Source organism: Amycolatopsis sp. TNS106, from assembly GCF_019330265.1.
Lineage (GTDB): Bacteria > Actinomycetota > Actinomycetes > Mycobacteriales > Pseudonocardiaceae > Amycolatopsis > Amycolatopsis lurida.
On the sequence record NZ_CP024972.1, the window covers coordinates 1,197,070 to 1,214,485 of the forward strand.

18 protein-coding genes are annotated in these 17,416 nt (G+C 68.9%); 5 read left to right on the forward strand and 13 right to left on the reverse strand.

What is annotated here, in order from left to right:
- Position 1: 1 nt before the first annotated feature.
- From CVV72_RS05430 to CVV72_RS05450, 5 genes are read right to left on the reverse strand one after another with little or no spacing between them, the layout of a single operon-like run.
- A complete protein-coding gene (locus CVV72_RS05430; RefSeq protein ID WP_219151326.1) occupies positions 2-976 on the reverse strand; it encodes an alpha-ketoacid dehydrogenase subunit beta in 975 nt (324 codons plus the stop codon).
- Positions 973-1,962, reverse strand: a complete 990-nt coding sequence (gene pdhA / locus CVV72_RS05435; protein WP_219151327.1) for a pyruvate dehydrogenase (acetyl-transferring) E1 component subunit alpha — start codon at positions 1,960-1,962, stop codon at positions 973-975. Before pdhA ends, CVV72_RS05430 begins: the two co-directional genes overlap by 4 nt.
- Entirely contained in the window at positions 1,959-3,719 is a 1,761-nt protein-coding gene (gene acsA / locus CVV72_RS05440; protein ID WP_219151328.1) for an acetate--CoA ligase, read from the reverse strand. The genes pdhA and acsA overlap by 4 nt, the downstream gene beginning before the upstream one ends.
- A complete protein-coding gene (locus CVV72_RS05445) occupies positions 3,716-4,369 on the reverse strand; it encodes a phosphoribosyltransferase (RefSeq protein ID WP_219151329.1) in 654 nt (217 codons plus the stop codon). The genes acsA and CVV72_RS05445 overlap by 4 nt, the downstream gene beginning before the upstream one ends.
- Complete coding sequence (locus tag CVV72_RS05450) at positions 4,369-4,626, reverse strand: PLD nuclease N-terminal domain-containing protein (RefSeq protein WP_219151330.1); 258 nt, start codon at positions 4,624-4,626, stop codon at positions 4,369-4,371. Before CVV72_RS05450 ends, CVV72_RS05445 begins: the two co-directional genes overlap by 1 nt.
- A 232-nt stretch (positions 4,627-4,858) precedes the next feature.
- Between CVV72_RS05450 and CVV72_RS05455 the strand changes: the two genes are divergently transcribed.
- On the forward strand, positions 4,859-5,752 hold the full coding sequence (locus CVV72_RS05455; RefSeq protein ID WP_219151331.1) for a class I fructose-bisphosphate aldolase: 894 nt from the start codon (positions 4,859-4,861) through the stop codon (positions 5,750-5,752).
- An 89-nt stretch (positions 5,753-5,841) separates the two neighbouring features.
- Here CVV72_RS05455 and CVV72_RS05460 read toward each other — a convergent pair whose 3' ends face one another.
- The 5 genes from CVV72_RS05460 to CVV72_RS05480 all read right to left on the reverse strand — a co-directional run bounded on the left by CVV72_RS05460 (position 5,842) and on the right by CVV72_RS05480 (position 9,587).
- Positions 5,842-7,041, reverse strand: a complete 1,200-nt coding sequence (locus CVV72_RS05460; protein WP_219151332.1) for a hypothetical protein — start codon at positions 7,039-7,041, stop codon at positions 5,842-5,844.
- 118 nt (positions 7,042-7,159) lie between these two features.
- Positions 7,160-8,140 (reverse strand): universal stress protein, encoded by a 981-nt coding sequence (locus CVV72_RS05465; RefSeq protein WP_219151333.1) that lies wholly within the window; start codon positions 8,138-8,140, stop codon positions 7,160-7,162.
- Between the two features lie 163 nt (positions 8,141-8,303).
- Complete coding sequence (locus CVV72_RS05470) at positions 8,304-8,732, reverse strand: nitroreductase family deazaflavin-dependent oxidoreductase (protein WP_219151334.1); 429 nt, start codon at positions 8,730-8,732, stop codon at positions 8,304-8,306.
- A gap of 278 nt (positions 8,733-9,010) precedes the next feature.
- On the reverse strand, positions 9,011-9,268 hold the full coding sequence (locus tag CVV72_RS05475; protein ID WP_219151335.1) for a hypothetical protein: 258 nt from the start codon (positions 9,266-9,268) through the stop codon (positions 9,011-9,013).
- A gap of 124 nt (positions 9,269-9,392) precedes the next feature.
- Positions 9,393-9,587, reverse strand: a complete 195-nt coding sequence (locus tag CVV72_RS05480; protein WP_219151336.1) for a hypothetical protein — start codon at positions 9,585-9,587, stop codon at positions 9,393-9,395.
- Positions 9,588-9,604: 17 nt separating this feature from the next.
- On the opposite strand from CVV72_RS05480, the gene CVV72_RS05485 reads away from it, so the two are divergent.
- Positions 9,605-10,336 (forward strand): hypothetical protein, encoded by a 732-nt coding sequence (locus CVV72_RS05485; RefSeq protein ID WP_255632537.1) that lies wholly within the window; start codon positions 9,605-9,607, stop codon positions 10,334-10,336.
- A gap of 458 nt (positions 10,337-10,794) precedes the next feature.
- Here CVV72_RS05485 and CVV72_RS05490 read toward each other — a convergent pair whose 3' ends face one another.
- The 3 genes from CVV72_RS05490 to CVV72_RS05500 are packed head-to-tail and all read right to left on the reverse strand — an operon-like array spanning position 10,795 to position 14,792.
- Positions 10,795-11,073: a multicopper oxidase domain-containing protein gene (locus tag CVV72_RS05490; protein WP_219151337.1), complete on the reverse strand. Its 279-nt coding sequence runs from the start codon at positions 11,071-11,073 to the stop codon at positions 10,795-10,797.
- 12 nt (positions 11,074-11,085) lie between these two features.
- Positions 11,086-12,246, reverse strand: coding sequence for a multicopper oxidase family protein (locus CVV72_RS05495; RefSeq protein WP_219151338.1), 1,161 nt, complete (start codon positions 12,244-12,246; stop codon positions 11,086-11,088).
- Positions 12,243-14,792 (reverse strand): heavy metal translocating P-type ATPase, encoded by a 2,550-nt coding sequence (locus CVV72_RS05500; protein ID WP_219151339.1) that lies wholly within the window; start codon positions 14,790-14,792, stop codon positions 12,243-12,245. Before CVV72_RS05500 ends, CVV72_RS05495 begins: the two co-directional genes overlap by 4 nt.
- A gap of 171 nt (positions 14,793-14,963) precedes the next feature.
- Here CVV72_RS05500 and CVV72_RS05505 point away from each other — a divergent pair, with 171 nt between their 5' ends.
- Genes CVV72_RS05505 through CVV72_RS05515 form a run of 3 tightly spaced genes read left to right on the forward strand, consistent with a single transcriptional unit; the run spans position 14,964 to position 17,336 of the window.
- Positions 14,964-15,197 (forward strand): hypothetical protein, encoded by a 234-nt coding sequence (locus tag CVV72_RS05505; RefSeq protein WP_219151340.1) that lies wholly within the window; start codon positions 14,964-14,966, stop codon positions 15,195-15,197.
- Positions 15,190-16,554: a wax ester/triacylglycerol synthase domain-containing protein gene (locus tag CVV72_RS05510; RefSeq protein WP_219151341.1), complete on the forward strand. Its 1,365-nt coding sequence runs from the start codon at positions 15,190-15,192 to the stop codon at positions 16,552-16,554. Before CVV72_RS05505 ends, CVV72_RS05510 begins: the two co-directional genes overlap by 8 nt.
- Positions 16,551-17,336, forward strand: coding sequence for an ATP-binding cassette domain-containing protein (locus CVV72_RS05515; RefSeq protein ID WP_219151342.1), 786 nt, complete (start codon positions 16,551-16,553; stop codon positions 17,334-17,336). The genes CVV72_RS05510 and CVV72_RS05515 overlap by 4 nt, the downstream gene beginning before the upstream one ends.
- Positions 17,337-17,416 lie beyond the last annotated feature (80 nt).

Here is a 17,416-nt window from a genome sequence, read left to right on the forward strand (position 1 = left end):
CTCAGCCCACCGCTCGTTTCGCCGCCGCCACGATGTCCGCGGGCTGGGGAAGCGCCGCCTCTTCGAGCTGTCTGGCGTACGGGATCGGCACCTCGGCCGTGCATACTCGTTCGATCGGCGCGTCCAGTTCGTAGAGCGCCTTCTCGGCGACCCGGGCCGCGATCTCCGCGGACAGGCTGCCGCTGCGCCAGCCCTCGTCGACGACGACCAGCCGATGGGTCCGGGTCACCGAGGCGATGATGGTCGTTTCGTCGAGCGGCCGGAGGACGCGAAGGTCGATGACCTCGGCGTCGATGCCTTGCGCGGCGAGCTCGTCGGCGGCGGTCAGCGCGGCGCGCAGAGTGCCGCCGTACGCGGTGATCGTGACATCCTTGCCCCTACGCCGGACAGCCGCGTGCTCGATGTCCACCGCGCCCGCGTCGTCGGCGAGTTCCTCCGAGACGTTGTAGAGCGCGCCGTGTTCGAACAGCAGGACCGGGTCGGGGTCGCGCAGCGCGGTCAGCAGCATTCCCCGTGCGTCTTCCAGCGTCGCCGGAGTGATCACCTTGAGGCCGGGGATATGCGCGTACCAGCCTTCGAGGCTGTGCGAATGCTGGGCCGCGAGCTGGCGTCCGGCGCCGGTGGTCATCCGGATGACGAGCGGGACGTTGAGCGCGCCACCGGACATGTGCAGCAGAGTGGCGGCGTTGTTCAGGATCTGGTCGAGGGCGAGCAGGCTGAAGTTGACCGTCATGATCTCGACGATCGGCCGCATCCCGCCGAGCGCCGCGCCGATCCCGGCGCCGACGAAAGCGGATTCGGACAACGGTGTGTCGCGGATCCGGGTGGGCCCGAACTCCTCCAGCAGCCCGAGACTCACCCCGAAGCAGCCGCCGTACCGTCCGATGTCCTCGCCCATCATGAAGACCCGCTCGTCTTCCTTGAGTGCTTCGCGGAGACCTTCGCGCAAGGCCTCGCGGTACGTCGTCTTGGTCATGGTCGCTCCGAGTAGACGAACCGGGTCAGGTCTTCGACTGGCTCGAGCGGGCCGGCTTCGGCGGCCGCGATCGCGTCCTGGATCTCTTTGTCCACTTCGGACTCGACAGTCGCGATGTCGTCGTCGGTGAGTTCGCCGTCAGCTCGCATCAACGTCGTCATCGTCTCGATCGGGTCGCGCTTCTTCCACTGCCGCACTTCCGACTTTTCCCGGTACCGTTCGGCGTCGTACATCGAATGCGCGCGGAAGCGGTAAGTGCGCAATTCGAGGAAGCATGGCCCGGAACCGCCCCGGATGCCTTCCAGCGCGCGTTCGGCGGCCTCGGCGACCGCGACCGCGTCCATCCCGTCGACCGGCCATGACGGCATCCCGTAGGACGCGGCGCGGACGGCGAGGTCGGTTTCGGCCTGCGCGCGTTCGATCGCCGTGCCCATCGCATAGAGGTTGTTCTCACAGCAGAACAGGACCGGCAGCCGCCAGAGCGCGGCCAAGTTGAGGCATTCGTGGAATTCGCCTTCCGCCACGGCGCCGTCCCCGAACAGGCACACGGTGGCGGTGGGCCTGCCGTGCATCAGTTCGGCGAGCGCCAGGCCGACGGCCACCGGAAGCCCGCCGGCGACGATGGCGTTGCCGCCGTAGAACCGGTGGCCGGCGTCGAAGAGGTGCATCGATCCGCCACGGCCACGGCTGCATCCGTTGGTGCGCCCGTACATCTCCGCGAGCACCGCGTCCATCGAGAGGCCTCGCGCGAGTGCGTGCCCGTGATCGCGGTAGGTGGACACCACCGGGTCGTCGGCCCCGGCGGCATGCATGACCCCTGCGGCGACCGCCTCTTCACCGATGTAGAGGTGCATGAACCCGCGGATCGAGGCCGCACTGTACAACTCGACGCAGCGTTCTTCGAACCGCCGGATCCGTATCATTTGCCGGAGCAGCTCGCGCCGCTGTTTCGCACGAGGTGTCCGTGCCGCCTGCGCCTCGCTCATCGCACACCCTCCAAAGTGGACACGTCACCTTCCGGGAGACCGAGTTCCCGCGCCTTGATCAGCCGCCGCATGACCTTGCCGCTGCGGGTGTGCGGAAGATGCTGGTCGAAGACGATCTCTTTGGGGGCCACGGCGCCGAGCGCTTTGCGGCCGAACGCGAGCAGGTCGAGGCGGAGGTCTTCGGTGGGTTCGTGACCCGGCTTGAGGGAGATGTAGGCCTTGACCAGCTCACCCGCGACCGGATCGGGGGTCCCGATCACCCCGGCTTCGGCCACCGCCGGATGGGCCAGCAGAGCGCTCTCCACCTCGAACGGGCCGACCAGATGCCCGGCCGACTTGATGACGTCGTCGGCCCTGCCGACGAACCAGTAGTAGCCGTCGGCGTCGCGGCGGGCGACGTCGCCGGTGAGATACCAGCCGTCCGCGAACGCCTTGGCGTAACGGTCGGGATCATCCCAATAGGCGCGGAACATCGACGGCCAGCCGGGCCGGAGCGCGAGTTCACCTTCGACGCCCGGTTCGGTGATCTCGCGGACGTGATCGCCGACCACCTTCGTCCGGCCGTCGTCCCCACGTTCGAGCAGGCCCGCCTCGATTCCCGGCAGCGGCCTTCCCATCGAACCCGGCCGGATCTCCTCGCCGGCGAAATTGGCGATCATGATCGCGCCCGTCTCGGTCTGCCACCAGTTGTCGTGCACCGGCAAGCCCAGCGCTTTCTGCCCCCAGACGACGACTTCGGGATTGAGCGGTTCGCCCACGCTCGCGATGAACCGCAACGCGGAGAGATCGAAACCGCCGGAGATCGTCTCGCCTTCGCGCATCAGCATCCGCAGCGCGGTCGGGGCGGTGTACCAGTTGGTGACGTGCTGCGAGGAGAGCACGCGGTACCAGCGCCGCGCGTCGAACTCGCCCTCGTCGCTGACGAGCGTCGCACCCAGGGTGAGTGGAGCGATCACGCCGTAGGACATGCCGGTGACCCAGCCTGGATCGGCGGTGCACCAGAAGATGTCGTCCGCACGGAGGTCGAGTGCGTACCGCGCGGTGACCGCGTGGGCGAGGACCGCGGCATGAACGTGCAGGGCGCCCTTCGGGGTGCCGGTGGTTCCGCTCGTGAAATGCAGCAGGGCCGGGTCTTCCGGTGCCGTGGCACCGATCTCGTACGTGGTGCTGCACGCGGCCATGGCCGGTTCGAGTGCGATGGTGTCCGGTTCGGCGTCGCTCCCCGTGAGCAGGACATGCCGCAGCGAGGGCAGTTCGGCGCGTAACCGGCGGACCTTCCGGCGGTACAACGCGGGGGAGGTCACCAGGATGGCGCCTTCGCCCAGCCGAATCCGCTGCCGGACGGGTTCCGGGCCGAAAGCGGAGAAAAGTGGCGACAGCACACAACCGGCCTTGAGCGCCCCCAAGGTCGCGATGTAAAGGTCCGGAACCCGGCCGAGGAGTGTGAAGACCCGTTCACCCCGGCGCACTCCGAGCCCGGTGAGGAGATCGGCGAACCGGTTCGTACGTTCGGCGAGTTCGGCGTAGGTGAGGTCGTGGACCCCGTCGTCGCGATCCAGCCAGCGCAGTGCCGTCTTGCCGGCTTCCGGCCCGGTGGCATGCCGGTCGACCGCTTCGTAGGCGATGTTCGAACCGCGCCCGCCAGGCAGTCCGGAGAGCAGTCCTCGGGCGCTCCGCCAGGAGAATTCCTCGCAGGTACGTTCGTACCCGTCGAGATTCGCGGTGACGGCCGTTTTCGTGATGGGTGCCCAGTTCATGACGGCCTCCGGAGGGGATTTGGTGTGTCGTCCAGCAGCGTGAGCACATCGGCGTCCTCGAGTTGGGGGAAGGTGCCGTAGCTGTGGCCGACCGAACGGAACCGGTGCGGGGCGGACAGGCAGACCACCTGGTCGACATCGCGCCCGAGCCGGTCGAGGACGCTTTCCGGACCGACTGGGACAGCGAGGATGATCTTGCCCGCCTGGCGGGCCCGCAAGACCCGGATCGCCGCGGAAGCGGTACTTCCGGTGGCGACTCCGTCGTCGGCCAGTACGACCGTCTGGCCGGTTACCGGGATCGGCGGGCGGCCACGGCGATAGAGGGTGGTCCGGCGGGCCAGTTCGGCACGTTGCGCGTCGGCGGCAGTCGCGACGTCGGCGGGGGTGATTCCCCAGCCACGGACGACGTCATGGTCGGTGACCAGGACGCCGCCCTCGCCGAGAGCACCCATGGCGAGCTCAGGTCCGCCGGGAAGGCCGATCTTACGGACCAGCAGGATGTCCAGTGGCGCGTCGAGAACGTCGGCGATCTCCTTGGCGATGACGACGCCACCACGCGGCAGTCCGAGCACGATGGCGTGATGCCCGCGGAGATACCGCAGACGCTTGGCGAGCGCGCGGCCCGCTTCACGGCGGTCCTGGAAGCGCATCACGAATCCCCGTGCGGCCGTGCGACGGCGTGGGTGGCGGGGTCCATCGGTCGCCTGCCCCAGGTGAGATAGGCGATCGGGCCGGCGAAGTTGACGGCGATGATCAGGGCCCACCGCCGCTTCGAGCCACGGATCTCGGCCGCGGGCCGCATCGCGAGGTCGGTCCACGCGACAGCGGCGAGGGTCAGCTGAACCCCGGCCAGGAAGCCGAGCGCGCCCGGGTTCGGTTTGCGCCGGCCGCCGGATCGCTTCTTCATGGCGTGCTCCCGTCAGCTTCGAGGTCCTTCGAGCCTCGCCGAGGCGTTCAGTCGGCGGCGAGGGTCGTAGGTCCCTCCGGCGCGGTCTGTTCGGCCTCAGCGGGGCGGACAGCCCTGGTCATACGCTGATCCGGTGGACGAAAGTTCCGGTGGGACAAGGATGAAACCGCGCCGGTCAGGTGGTTCTCGACTTGCCTCGCTCCCGGACCGGACGAAGAGACGGAGGAATCCCATGGCGAATCGACCCGCACTGGTGGAACTCGGCTTGAACACGGGAAAAAAGGCAAGGCTGCGGCGGATCCTGCACCAGCACGGTCTCGGTAACGGGACGGCGTTCTTCCTGCCGTACGACCAGGGACTCGAGCACGGTCCACGGGACTTCTTCGAGAACCCGGCGGCGAGCGACCCGCGCTACATCGTCAAGCTCGCCGTCGAGGGTGGATTCAACGGTATCGTCGTGCAGATCGGTCTCGCCGAAAAGTTCTACTGGGACTACGCCGGCGAGATCCCGCTGGTGCTCAAGCTGAACGGAAAGACCGACATCCCTTCCGACGCGCGGGCCCTTTCCCCGGTGAACGCGACCGTCGAGGACGCCGTCCGGCTCGGCGCGGACGCTGTCGGATACACCCTCTATGTCGGAACTCCGTCCCAGGAGGCGGATTTCGAGCAGTACCGGCGGGTGCGCGACGACGCGCACCGGCTCGGCATGCCGCTGATCGTCTGGGCTTACCCGCGCGGTGAGGCGATCGAGGCCAAGGGTGGCAAGGACTCCTTCTACGCTGTCGACTACGCCGCGCGGACCGCCTCCGAACTGGGTGCCGACGTCGTGAAGGTGAACTTCCCGCATCCGGAGAAGCGAGCGGAGGTCCCCGGAGCATACGGCGCGGAGTTCACGTCGCAGCAGGCCATCGACGCGGTGGTCCGGTCGGCGAACCGGACGCTGGTGCTGGTCTCGGGCGGGACCAAGGCGGGGGACGAGGCGATGCTCGAGAAGGCGCGGGAGTCGATGGAGGCCGGGGCGACGGGCCTGATCTTCGGCCGCAATGTCTGGCAGCGTGACCATGACGCATCACTGCGCTTCGTGTCCGCGCTCCGGGAAATCCTGTCGAAGCATCCTTCGAGCTGATTCCGCGCCTCGCACCGAGCGTCCCGCTTGAATGTCCGTGAAGGCCTCCTTGAGGGACCCAGAGTCCCTCAAGGAGGCCTTCACGGACATCAGCGGTCTGCGCGCCAAAGGGTGGCGTGCCATGCACCGTTCGCCGTGTAGGCGTTGCCGATCACGGTGCCACGGTCATTGATCGAGACGGCCTCGCTCGGCAAGGTGCTGCCTGGAAGGGTGCCGAGGTCGGTGATTCGGCCCGCGGCGTCCCAACGTACGGCGTGGCTGCGGCCCTCGGCGCGTTGAGCACTGCCCGCGACGGTGCCCCACAGGTTGATCGCCACGGCGCTGCTCGGCCCGCCGAGCGCGGTCAGTTCCCTGACGGCCCCGGTCCGGCTCCATCGGACGGCGTGGGTCTGCTGGTCGGCCAGGTCGGCGCTCCCGACGATGGTGCCCCGGTCGTTGACGGCGCTCGCCCGGCTGCGCACACCGCCCGGCGGAGGCTTCAGGTCGGTGACCCGGCCGCGGCCATCCCACCGGCGAGCATGGGGGCCGGAGCCGGATCGGTAGGCGTTGCCGGCGCTCACCCCGTTGTTGTTGACGCACAACGGACTACCGGTGGTGTCTCCGGGCAGAAGTGCCAGCGCGTCGGCGCGGTTCCGGTGCCAGCGCACCGGATGGGCGGTCGCCAGGTCCACATAGGAGGTCCCGACGACCATGCCGTCGTCGCTGACGGCTGCCGTGTTCGCCTGAGAGTCACCGGGTAGCGCACCGAGATCCGTGATCCGGCCGTCCCGGTCCCACGTCACCGCGCGATGGCGCCGGTCGGCGAGCCGGGCACCCCCGATGACGGTGCCCTCGTCGTTGATCGCGCCTGCCCAGCTGCTGATGCCGCCCGGGATCGTGCCGAGATCGATCATCCGGCCGTCAGGCTCCCATCGCACGGCCCGGCTGTCGTCGAGGTCGGTCGTGTAGGAGAAGCCGACGACCGTGCCGCGTTCGTTGATCGCGTTGGCTACGCTGCGGGTGGTTCCGCGCAGGACGCCGAGGTCGTCGATCCGGCCGTGGGAGTCCCAGCGCACGGCCCGGGACGCGGCCAGTTGCTCGTCATAGGAAGTTCCGGCGACCTCGCCCGAGTCGTTCAAGGCCACCGTTTCGCTGAAAACGTGTCCTGGCAGGGTACCCAGGTCCACCGCCCGGGGCGTCCGGTCGGTGGCTTCGGCACTTGCCTCGCTCATGGTCAGGCCCGCCATGATCAGCAAGGACAGTCCTGTCGCCGCCCATTTCCGGAACGGGCCGCCGCTCTTGTCCGGCATGCAAGCATCCTCTCGTCGCGTTTTCCCCGGGCCGGGCCGGCCGTGAGGGTTTTCGGATCGGAGCACGGCGATCACCTGTCTGCCGGGAACTCACCGGCCCGGGCTGATCGCCAACGGCTTACCAGCGGACGGCGCCGCCGCGGGCCAGTTCGTGCTCCATCGCGAGGGTGGCGGCGCGGATACGTCCCCGGACGTCCTCGCGAGCGTCCGGGGCGATGACGACCGGGCAGCGGACGTCGTGCAGGGCGTTGCCGGTCACCGATGTGGAGAGCGCGTCGCTGAAGGCGCCGTATCCACGGGCGCCGACGACCAGAAGGTCTGCGTTCCGGGCGAGAGCCGTGAGTGTGCCGGTCACCGAACCGGTACGTTCGTGCATGTCAGCCTGCCGGATTTCGAAGCTGACGTCGACCTCGGCCAGCGGGCCGGTGAGGATCTCCGTCGCCAAGGCCCTCAGAAGCCGTTCGGGCGCGGTCAGTTCGTCGTGGCCGGTGGCGCCGCCCATGATCAGTCCGGTGCCCGGCCTGCGGCGGGGGATCGGCGTGGACGACGCGACGACATGGACGACATGCAGGTCGCACCGGCCGCCGTCCATGGTCCGGTAGAGGGTTTCGTTGGCGGCCCACCACAGTGCGTCCCGCGCGCTGAAACTGTCGTCGACACCGACGACGACCCGCTCATGGGCGGCTTCCGTCACGGCCTCTTCGGCGGGGATCACCGCGACCGGACAGGTCGCGAACGCGACGGTGCGCCGGGCGATCGACTTGAATACCTCGGCGAACGCGCCCTGGACGTGGGTCCCCACCACGAGCAACGCGGCGCCGTGCGAGGCGGCGATCAAGGTTTCCGGCGCCTTCGCCGCCACCGAGAGCGACTCGATGTCGATCGCCGGCGAAGACTCGAACGCCCTGGCCAGTACCCGTTCGAGGTCGATGCCGTCGGTGCCTTCGGGATGGCTGTTGACGATGTGCAAGTGGGTGTGACGCAACCGGGCTTCCATAGCCGCCCAGCGAAGCGCGGAGATCGACTGTGGCGACTCGTCGACACCCACGACGATCCGGTCACGGCTGCCGCACAGCGGAGTATGAGTGTGACGGGGCATCGGATTCCACCCGGTCCGCGGCCCGTCAGGCGTGGAGGTGATGGTGGACTCTGGTCGTGACACTGTCGCATTCCCTTCGTCGCGAGGTTCGAATCGGGATCTCGATCGGCTCGGCCGCTCGCGCCGGTCGACCGACACCGCCGGTCTCCGGAATCCAGCGGATTCAGTGCCGCCCGACGTGGATGTCCGCTTGCACGTAGTGCTGGATGCCGAAGAACCGCCAAACCCGTCGGCGTCCGGGTGAGACCTGGGGAAGGGCAATGGCCGCGTCGACGATCGTGGGATTCACGACCTCGTAGCTGTCGCCCTTCAGTTCGATCGTGGCGTGCCCTGCCGCCAGCATGTTCTGCAGCCAATCGACTTCGGTGCCGTACGGCAAGGGAATGAGGAAGCCGTTCTCGGTGCGGTTCGCGACCACAGGCGTGGCGTACGATTTGCCGGAACGACGGCCGGTGTGCCGGAGTACGGCGGTATACCAGTGCCGTCGCCCCGCAAATCGCAGCATCACAGGGTTCAGCACTCGCTTGTTGAAGACGCGTACCGCGTCGACGGTACGACCGCGCTTGGTCTGGCTGTGCCATCTTGCTTTCATTTCCGTCTTCCCTTCACCTTCTGAAAAGCAACCGGTCTGCGTATCTCGTCGCGCGTCGATTCGTCCTGTCCCGGACGATGTTCCCGGCCGGTTCCGTGCCCGGTGAGGGGCCAAAGCCCTCTGGCGGCAGGACCGTAGGCCTTCCGCGTCTTCGGTGCCGCCCGAAGGCGCTCAGTCCGATGCGTCGCCACACAGACGGCCGGGTCGCTGGTCACGAGCGTCCGCTCAGCACCTGGTCGGCGGTGCCCGCTATCCGTCAGCGGGGTCGCGCGGCTCGCTCACCTGAGGGTGCCCGGTGCGGAATCTTCGTCGAGCAGATCGGTCGGCTCGGGCTCGAGAATGTCGCCGGCGCGGTGCCGGGCGGCCAGGTCGTCGACCTCGCAGGTCACGCCGTCGAGCTCGCACCACCGGTCCACCACGGCTGTCGCCTCTTCATCGGACTCGCAGAGTTCGCGTCGCAGCAGCCTGCCATCCTGATAGATGCGGACCTCGACGGTGCGGCCGTCTTCCAAGTCGTCACGCCATAATTCGGTCATACGGGCACCGTGTCGCAGTGCGGCCACGGGGCGGTAGGGACCTATGGTCCCGAGGGGCAGGTCGTTGGCCGCCTCGTCCGCCACCGCATCGAGCGGAGGCAGTATCACGTCGCGAGATACCGGATCACTGTCGTGTCGATCGGTTTCCCGGCGCGGAGCCTTCTCGTCCGGGCGCTGTCTTGGCGAGGCGGGCGTGGAGCCGTTCGCGGATCTCGTCCGGGGTGTAGGCGCGGCGCCGCCGCTCCTCGCGCGCGATCACCGCTCCGGTCGCGGCGACTCCGACGAGCCCGGCCAAGCCGACTACCTTCCACCAGCGCATATGCCTAGGCTACAGCTGTGCCGAGCACCGAACTCGATCTCGACGAGGCTGTCGCCGTAACGCGCACAGGAGATCTGTGGCTGTTCCGGGGGCGGACCGCGGCCGATCGCGCCATCCGGGTCGTGACCAACAGCCCGGTCAACCACGTCGGCATGGCGGTGGTGATCGAAGACCTTCCACCGCTGCTGTGGCACGCCGAACTGGGCCGTACCCTGCCGGACGTCTGGACGGGCGCTCGCCAGCGTGGTGCCCAGTTGCACGACCTCCATCGGGCTGTCGTCGTGTGGGCAGGGAAATACCATCAACGGGTCTGGCTGCGCCAGCTCGACCATCCGGTCAGCGGCGAGATGGAGGACGCCGTGCTTCGGACGATCGCCCGGCTGAACGGCACCCCGTTCCCGTCGACGGCGCGGCTCGCGTCTCGCTGGCTGGGCGGACGGCTTCCGTTCAAGAAGCGCGACACCGACGATTCCGCGTTGGAGACCGCCTATTGCGCCGAGATCGTCGCGATCACCTATGACGCCATGGGCCTGCTGCCCCCAGGACACCGGCCGAGCTGGTACGACGCCGGGCGGTTTTGGAGCGGCGACGAACTCGGCCTGGCCGAGGGCGCCGTGTTGGGTGGTGAGATCGCCGTACGCATTCCGCCTGAGGCCGCCTCGGCCGAACTTTCTGACTCGTCGAAATCACCGGTGACCAGCGCTGTCACGCCGCCGGCCTGGCGGCGTCGGGCGCGGCGAAGCCGATGACGGCGACGATCAGCCAGAGTACGAGAATACTGACCGACGCTTGGTGCCGATCAGCGAACTTTCTCGGGAATCTCTTCGAGGGCGCGTAGCTCGAATGGCGAGTACATGACAGTCACTCGCTGGTCGAACGTGGCGTGATCGAACGGGGGTCGTGAGTGGCAAAGAGCGTTAGAACGACACTTACCACTCACGACCGCCCGCGCATAGCGCCCAAATCAGACACCAATGGCGGAACTGGCATCCTTTGTGGACAGTCAGGGGCGCGTCAGGTCCAGCAGGCGAGCCCTCGGCAGGCGAAACGCCACGTTTGCTTACCCCTCGATAGGTCGGCTTGATGGTCATTGCCCGCCCCTTCCGGCGGTCGAGCTGTCTGGGCAGAACGATGTTCTCGCCACTGCGGTCGATGAGGAAGGGCGGAAGGCGCTCTTCTCGACAGACCAACGACTCTGAAGGCGAGGTCAGGTCTGGTAGCCGAGGATGGTCGCCATGCCGGTTTCGTGGTGGTAGGTGTTATGGCAGTGGATCATCCATTGGCCTGGGTTGTCCGCGGCGAGATCGCAGGTGGCGGTTCGGCCGGGGAGCACGATGACGGTGTCCTTGCGGGGTCCGGTGTCGCCCAGTTGGAAGGTGTGGCCGTGGAGGTGCATGGGGTGCCACGTCATCGTCCGGTTGCGCAGGGTGAGCCGGACCCGCTGGCCCTCGCGGATCAGCAGGCGCTGCGCGGGGTCGAACGGCATGCCGTTGATTCCTCAGTCGTAGCCCATCATGCCGCCGGTCAGGTCGAGCCGGTGTTCCACGTCGGGTGCCTTGGCGGGTAGCCGCACCTGTTCGACCGGCGTGAGCCTGTCGTAAGGGAGGGGCCTGCCCTTCAGTTCCGGCGGGAGGATCGAGGCCGGTGGCGGAGCACCGCCCCCGGTGCGCACCAGGGCCAGTGCGGTGGCGTCCTTGCTTTCGGCCAGCGCGACGAGCGGGAATACCCCGTCGTCGAGGGTGACGGTGACGTCATAGCGTTCGCCCATCCCGATCAGCAGGGTGTCGGTGTCGACCGGCCGGACCGCGAAGCCGTCGGTGTGGGTGACCCGCAGGCGATGCGAGCCGAGGGCGATACGGAAGGCCGTGTCGGAGGCGGCGTTCAGGAATCGCATACGTGCCCGCTGCCGGGGCCGCGCGGTGAACGTGACCGGCGCGGCCGGGACGCGACCGTTGATCAGGTGGTACGGATAGCGGACGTCACCGCCCAGTGCGGAGCCCGCACCCATGCCGTGCCTCGGTCCCATGCCGCCCGTGCCTTGTCGCAGCAGGGAAAGGACCTCGTCGGGAGTGGTGCCGGTGCCGTCGATCCAGTCGTCGAGCACGACGGTCCAGTCATGGTCGTAGCGGCCGGGGTCGGCTGGGTCGTCGACGATGACGGGCGCATAGAGGCCGCGGTCGAGCTGGGTGCCGGAGTGGGGATGCAACCAGTGGGTGCCGGGGGTGTCCGCGATGAACCGGTAGGTGAACGCGCCGCCGGGGGCGACGGCGTCCTGGGTGAGCGGAGGCGCGCCGTCCATGTCGTTGCGCAGCGCCAGTCCGTGCCAGTGGATGGTGGTGTCGGCGGGCAGCCGGTTGGTCAGTCGCACCTGGATGACGTCGCCGGTGCCGACACGGATCTCCTTGCCGGGCAAAGAGCCGTCGTAGGTCCAGGTGTTCACCTGTGGACCGCCCAGGTCGACCCGCGTCACCTGGGCGGTGAACCGGAAATCGTGAATCCGGCCGGTGGTCCGGCGCCGCGCTTCCACCTCGCCGATCCGGGGGCCGGTGGGCAGGACCAGTGAGGCGCCGGTTCCGACGGAGGTGCAGCCGGCGAGCAGTCCCGTTCCGGCCAGCGCCAGCCCGGCGCGGACGAAGGTGCGGCGGTCGATGGCGTTCATCGTCGGGTGGGCACCTCCTCGGTTGTCCGGCCGGAGCCGGTTTCGACCTGGGGTTCGACCGCTTCGGCCCCGGCATCGGGCAGCGGTACGGCATGGTGGCGGCGCAGCCGGTTGGCGTTGCCGACGACGGACAGGGAGGACAGAGCCATCGCGGCGGCGGCGATCATCGGTGACAGCCGCAGTCCGAGCAGCGGGTAGAGCACTCCCGCCGCGACGGGCACACCGATGGCGTTGTAGACCAGCGCGAAGAACAGGTTCTGCCGGATGTTGCGCATGGTGGCCCGGGACAGGCGGATCGCGGTGACCACTCCGGCGAGCGACCCGGAGATGAGGGTGATGTCGGCGGCTTCGATGGCGATGTCGGTTCCGGTGCCGATGGCCAGCCCGATATCGGCTCTGGCGAGGGCCGGGGCGTCGTTGATGCCGTCGCCGACCATGCCGACCCGGCGCCCTTCCGCTTGCAGGCGGCTGATTTCGTGGGCCTTGTGGTCGGGCAGGACCTCGGCCAGTACGCGGGTGACGCCGACCTGACGGGCGATAGCGGCGGCGGTGCGGGCGTTGTCCCCGGTGATCATGACCACCTCGACGCCGAGCCGGTGCAGCGCGGTGATCGCGGCGGCGGAGTCCGCTTTGACGGTGTCGGCGACCGCGAGGACCCCGGCGGCGTGGCCGTCGACCGCGGCCAGGATCGGGGTCTTGCCTTGACCGGACAGGCGCACGCTGATCGGGTCGAGCCTGCTGGTGTCGATCCCGGCGTCGGTCAGCAGGCGCGCGGTGCCGACGAGCACGTCGTGCCCGGCGACGGTGGCTCGCACGCCTTTGCCGGTGACCGAGCCGAACCCGGTGGCGGCCGGTCCGGAGAGGCCGCGGTCGCGGGCTCCGGCGACGATCGCCGTGGCCAGCGGGTGCTCACTGTCGGCTTCGGCCGCGGCCACCAGCGCGAGCACCGCGGATTCGGACAGTGTCCCGGTGACCTCGACGTCGGTGAGGGCGGGCTTTCCGGCGGTGATGGTACCGGTCTTGTCCAGCACGATCGTGTCGAGTTTGTGCGCTGTCTCCAGCGCCTCGGCGGACCGGATCAGGATGCCCGCGCGGGCGCCCTTCCCGGTCCCGACCATGATCGACAAGGGCGTGGCCAGGCCGAGGGCACAGGGGCAAGCGATGATCAGCACGGCGACCGCGGACACCAGGGCGAGCGTCAGCGCGGGCGGCGGGCCGGCGACGAACCAGACGGCGAAGGCGGCGATGGCGATCGCCATCACGACCGGGACGAAGTAGGCCGAGGTCGCGTCGGCCAGACGCTGGATCGGCGCTTTGGACGCCTGTGCCTGCTGCACCATCTTGATGATCTGAGCGAGCATGGTGTCGGCGCCGACCTTGGCCGCCCGCACGCGCAGGGAACCGGTGGTGTTGATCGTCGCGCCGATGACCGTGTCACCGACCCGCTTGGTGGCGGGTATGGGTTCCCCGGTCACCATCGACTCGTCCACAGCGGACTGTCCTGAAAGGACTGACGCGTCGACCGGGATCTTCTCGCCCGGGCGGATCAGGACTTCGTCGCCGACTTCGACCTCGTCGATCGGGGTCTCGACCTCGTCGCCGTCACGCAGGACGCGCGCGGTGCGGGCTTGCAGCCCGAGCAGTGCGCGGATGGCTTCACCGGTGCCGGCCTTGGCACGTGCTTCGAGCAGCCGGCCGAGCATGATCAGGGTGAGGATCACGCCGACGGCTTCGAAATACACCTCCCGCAGATCGCTGGGCAGGAGGCCGGGGGCGAAGGTGACGAGAACGCTGTACCCGTAGGCGGCGGCCGTGCCCAGGGTGATGAGGCTGTTCATATCCGCGCCGCGGTGGACCAGGGTCAGCCATCCGGTGCGGTGGATCGGCCAGCCGGTGTAGAACATCACCGGCGTGATCAACACGAGCTGGACCCAGTGGTCGAGGAGTACGGCGGGCACCCGGTCCGCGCCGAACAGCGAATGGGTCATCACCGCGAACAACACCGGCAGGGTGAGCACCGCACCGACGAGTACCCGGCGGGTCAGGCCGGTGATCTCGGTGCGCCGTTCCCCGGCTTGCGCGGCCTCGGCGTCGGCGGCTGTGGTGGCGCCCGCCTCCGCCGTCCGGCCGGGTGATTCCTGGACAATCTCGTCCGGCTGAGCGGGCTCGGTGCCCGGTTCGACGATGAGCGTGCCGTGGATCATGTTCATGCCGCAGGCGAAGCCGAAGGAGCCGGACCGTGCCGGGGTGAGGCGGACGGTCGTGCGCTGGAACGCGGGCAGCGCCGCGCCGAGGTGAAGGTCGGGGAACACGACCCGTGAGGTGCAGTCGCCGCTTTCCTGCCGGTCGAACACCAGCTCCACCGGCACACCCTGGCGCACCTGGATGACGTCCGGCCGGTAGCCGCCGCGCACGGTGATCTCGACCCGCTGCACTCCACCGGTCAGCTGCGCGGTCCGCGCCCGCCGGGGGCCGAAGAAGAACCAGCCCAGCGCGGCGATGGCCGCCACGGCCGTGACGACGACCACGATGTCGGAGACGGTCATGAGGGACTCCTTGTGAAGTCGGCTGTCGCCCAGGCCGACTCTCCGCTCCGGCAGCCCGCGGAGGTAGGGACCTTACGACCTCGCGGACGAGGCGGAGGTCCCTGGCCGCGGCGGGCGGGTGAGGTGACCGTGGTGGCAGGTGTTGGTGCCGACGTCACCGAGGAGCTCCCGATGAGCACATCCCGCGATCCCCGCTATGACCTGCACGGTCCTGGCAGCGGCAAAGAACACGGCGGGCACAGGTGGTTGATGCTCGCCTGTTGTGTGCCGATGGTGGTGATCGCGATCGTTCTGGTGGTGACCGATGTCGTCGGTATCGGCGCACTGGTCGCCGCCGTCGCCTGCGCCGCGATGATGACGATGATGATGCGCGGAATGGGACACGGCGACGGCAGCCGTGGCTGACGCGGGGGCCGGGTATCCGGTGATCGACCGGGCGAGTCCGACCGATCGTGCGTTCTTGGCGATGGACTCCGCACGGGCTCCCGAGCATTTCGGACTGATCTTGCGGTTCGACGAGGCCGCCGGGCTCGAACCGGCCCGTGTCCGGCAGGTACTCGCCGAACGTGTCGCCGCCGTGCCTCGGTTGCGGCAGCTGCTGATCCGGACGCCATTCGGGTGTGGTGGGCCGATCTGGGTCGACGACGAGTGTTTCGACATCCGGCGCCGGTTCGGTGTGGTGCGGTGCGCCGCACCCGGGGATGAACGGGCGCTGTTGGAGCTCGCGCATTCCGTCATCGTGAAGCCTATTCCCCCTACCGGTCCGAGGTGGTCGGCGAGGTTCGTGACGGGGCTCGCCGAGGGGCAGACCGCGCTGGTGATCGTGGTGCACCATGTGCTCGCGGACGGCGTGGGCGGGCTCGCCATCCTGGCCGGCCTTCTCGACCCGGGTGCGGCCGCGCCCCGGACGGTCTTTCCCCGGCCGCGTCCGGCGAGAGGCCGGCTGGCCCGCGACGCGTGGTCGGAACGGGTCCGCGCGGTGCGGCGGGCCCGTGCGAGCCTGAAGTCGTTGCGTGCTTCGACGGCGGCCGCCGGCGGGCTGCACCCTCCGCGCGCGGTTCCGTGCTCGTTGCTGAGGCGCACCGGCGGCCGAGGCAGGCTGGCTGTTGTTCGCATACCTGCGGCGGAATTGCGGGCGGCGGCGCACCGATACGACGCGACGGTCAACGACGCGATCTTGGTGGCGGTGGCCGGAGCGCTGAACCGGGTGCTGCTGGCTCGGGGAGAATCCCTCGACACCGTGGCGATCGGCGTTCCGGTGTCCGGGCACGCGTCCGGGGAGCCCGCGCGCGGGAACATGGTCAGCCCGCTGCTGGTGTCCGTTCCGGCCACCGGCGGCCTGGCGCAACGCCTGCGACGGACATCGGCCGCCGTGCGGGCGCAGAAGTCTTCCGCCAAGGGCCCGCCGCCGGTCGCCGTGCTCGGCTGGCTGTTCAGGCCCGTGGCCGCACTGGGCGGCTACCAGTGGTATCTGAACCATCAACATCGCATGCACACGATGGTCAGCCATGTCCGCGGTCCCGGCGAGCCGATCACCTTCGACGGCGGGCCCATCCGATCGGCCATCCCGATCGGGGCGGGAGGCGCCGGGAACATGACCGTCTACTTCGAAGTGTTCACCTACGCGGGCACCGTCGTCCTCACCGCGATCGCGGATGCGGACCGGTTTCCCGACCTGGATCCGCTGACGCACGCGTTGCGCGCTGAACTCGACCACATCGCCGGTGACCAAGGGGAACCGCGGCGGAAGGAACGTCGATGACCGAAGTGTGCGAAGGGGCCGAGACCTCGTTGCTGAGCGTCCGGGGCGTCATCAAGGAGTTCGGGCCGTTGCGCGCCCTGTCCGGGGTCGACCTCGACATCCCGGCCGGGCAGGTGACGGCGCTCGTCGGGGACAACGGCGCGGGCAAGTCGGTGTTGATCAAGTGCATCGCCGGGATCCACGGTTCGGAAGCGGGGGAGTTCCGGTGGCAGGGCGAGCCGGTGCGGATCCGCGGCCCGCGTGACGCCGCGGCGCTCGGCATCGAGACCGTGTATCAGGATCTCGCCCTCTGCGACAACCTCGACGTCGTGCAGAACATGTTCCTCGGGCGGGAACCCTCGCGGCACTGGGCACTCGACGAAGACCGGATGGAGGCGGCCGCCAAGGAGACGCTGCACGGCCTCGGCGTCACCACGCTGACTTCGGTCCGCCAGCCGGTCGGTTCCCTGTCCGGTGGCCAGCGCCAGGCGGTCGCGATAGCCAAAGCCGTGCTGTGGCATTCGAAACTGGTGATCATGGACGAGCCGACCGCGGCGCTGGGCGTCCAGCAGACCGAGGTGGTGCTCCGCCTGATCAGGCGGCTGGCCGAGCGGGGCCTGGGCGTCGTCGTGGTGTCACACAACCTGAACGACGTCTTCGCGGTGGCCGACCGCATCGCGGTGCTGTACCTGGGGCGGATGGCCGGGGTGTACGCGACCCGTGAACTCACCAAGGAGGCGGTCGTCGAGCTGATGACCGCCGGCTGTTCGGAGCGGCTCGAAGGCGCTGTGGTCCCGTCCTGACGTACGGGCCCCTTCAGGTCCGGCGACTACTCAGAGGGCACACAGTCCCGCGTGACCGGTCCGGTCACACCCTCACCTGG

Excerpts from the sequence above, each read along its gene's own strand:
- CVV72_RS05430 (WP_219151326.1), bottom strand. The coding sequence starts at position 976 with ATGACCAAGACGACGTACCGCGAGGCCTTGCGCGAAGGTCTCCGCGAA.
- pdhA (WP_219151327.1), bottom strand. The coding sequence starts at position 1,962 with ATGAGCGAGGCGCAGGCGGCACGGACACCTCGTGCGAAACAGCGGCGC.
- acsA (WP_219151328.1), bottom strand. The coding sequence starts at position 3,719 with ATGAACTGGGCACCCATCACGAAAACGGCCGTCACCGCGAATCTCGAC.
- CVV72_RS05445 (WP_219151329.1), bottom strand. The coding sequence starts at position 4,369 with ATGCGCTTCCAGGACCGCCGTGAAGCGGGCCGCGCGCTCGCCAAGCGT.
- CVV72_RS05450 (WP_219151330.1), bottom strand. The coding sequence starts at position 4,626 with ATGAAGAAGCGATCCGGCGGCCGGCGCAAACCGAACCCGGGCGCGCTC.
- CVV72_RS05455 (WP_219151331.1), top strand. The coding sequence starts at position 4,859 with ATGGCGAATCGACCCGCACTGGTGGAACTCGGCTTGAACACGGGAAAA.
- CVV72_RS05460 (WP_219151332.1), bottom strand. The coding sequence starts at position 7,041 with ATGCCGGACAAGAGCGGCGGCCCGTTCCGGAAATGGGCGGCGACAGGA.
- CVV72_RS05465 (WP_219151333.1), bottom strand. The coding sequence starts at position 8,140 with ATGCCCCGTCACACTCATACTCCGCTGTGCGGCAGCCGTGACCGGATC.
- CVV72_RS05470 (WP_219151334.1), bottom strand. The coding sequence starts at position 8,732 with ATGAAAGCAAGATGGCACAGCCAGACCAAGCGCGGTCGTACCGTCGAC.
- CVV72_RS05475 (WP_219151335.1), bottom strand. The coding sequence starts at position 9,268 with ATGACCGAATTATGGCGTGACGACTTGGAAGACGGCCGCACCGTCGAG.
- CVV72_RS05480 (WP_219151336.1), bottom strand. The coding sequence starts at position 9,587 with ATGCGCTGGTGGAAGGTAGTCGGCTTGGCCGGGCTCGTCGGAGTCGCC.
- CVV72_RS05490 (WP_219151337.1), bottom strand. The coding sequence starts at position 11,073 with ATGCCGTTCGACCCCGCGCAGCGCCTGCTGATCCGCGAGGGCCAGCGG.
- CVV72_RS05495 (WP_219151338.1), bottom strand. The coding sequence starts at position 12,246 with ATGAACGCCATCGACCGCCGCACCTTCGTCCGCGCCGGGCTGGCGCTG.
- CVV72_RS05500 (WP_219151339.1), bottom strand. The coding sequence starts at position 14,792 with ATGACCGTCTCCGACATCGTGGTCGTCGTCACGGCCGTGGCGGCCATC.
- CVV72_RS05505 (WP_219151340.1), top strand. The coding sequence starts at position 14,964 with ATGAGCACATCCCGCGATCCCCGCTATGACCTGCACGGTCCTGGCAGC.
- CVV72_RS05515 (WP_219151342.1), top strand. The coding sequence starts at position 16,551 with ATGACCGAAGTGTGCGAAGGGGCCGAGACCTCGTTGCTGAGCGTCCGG.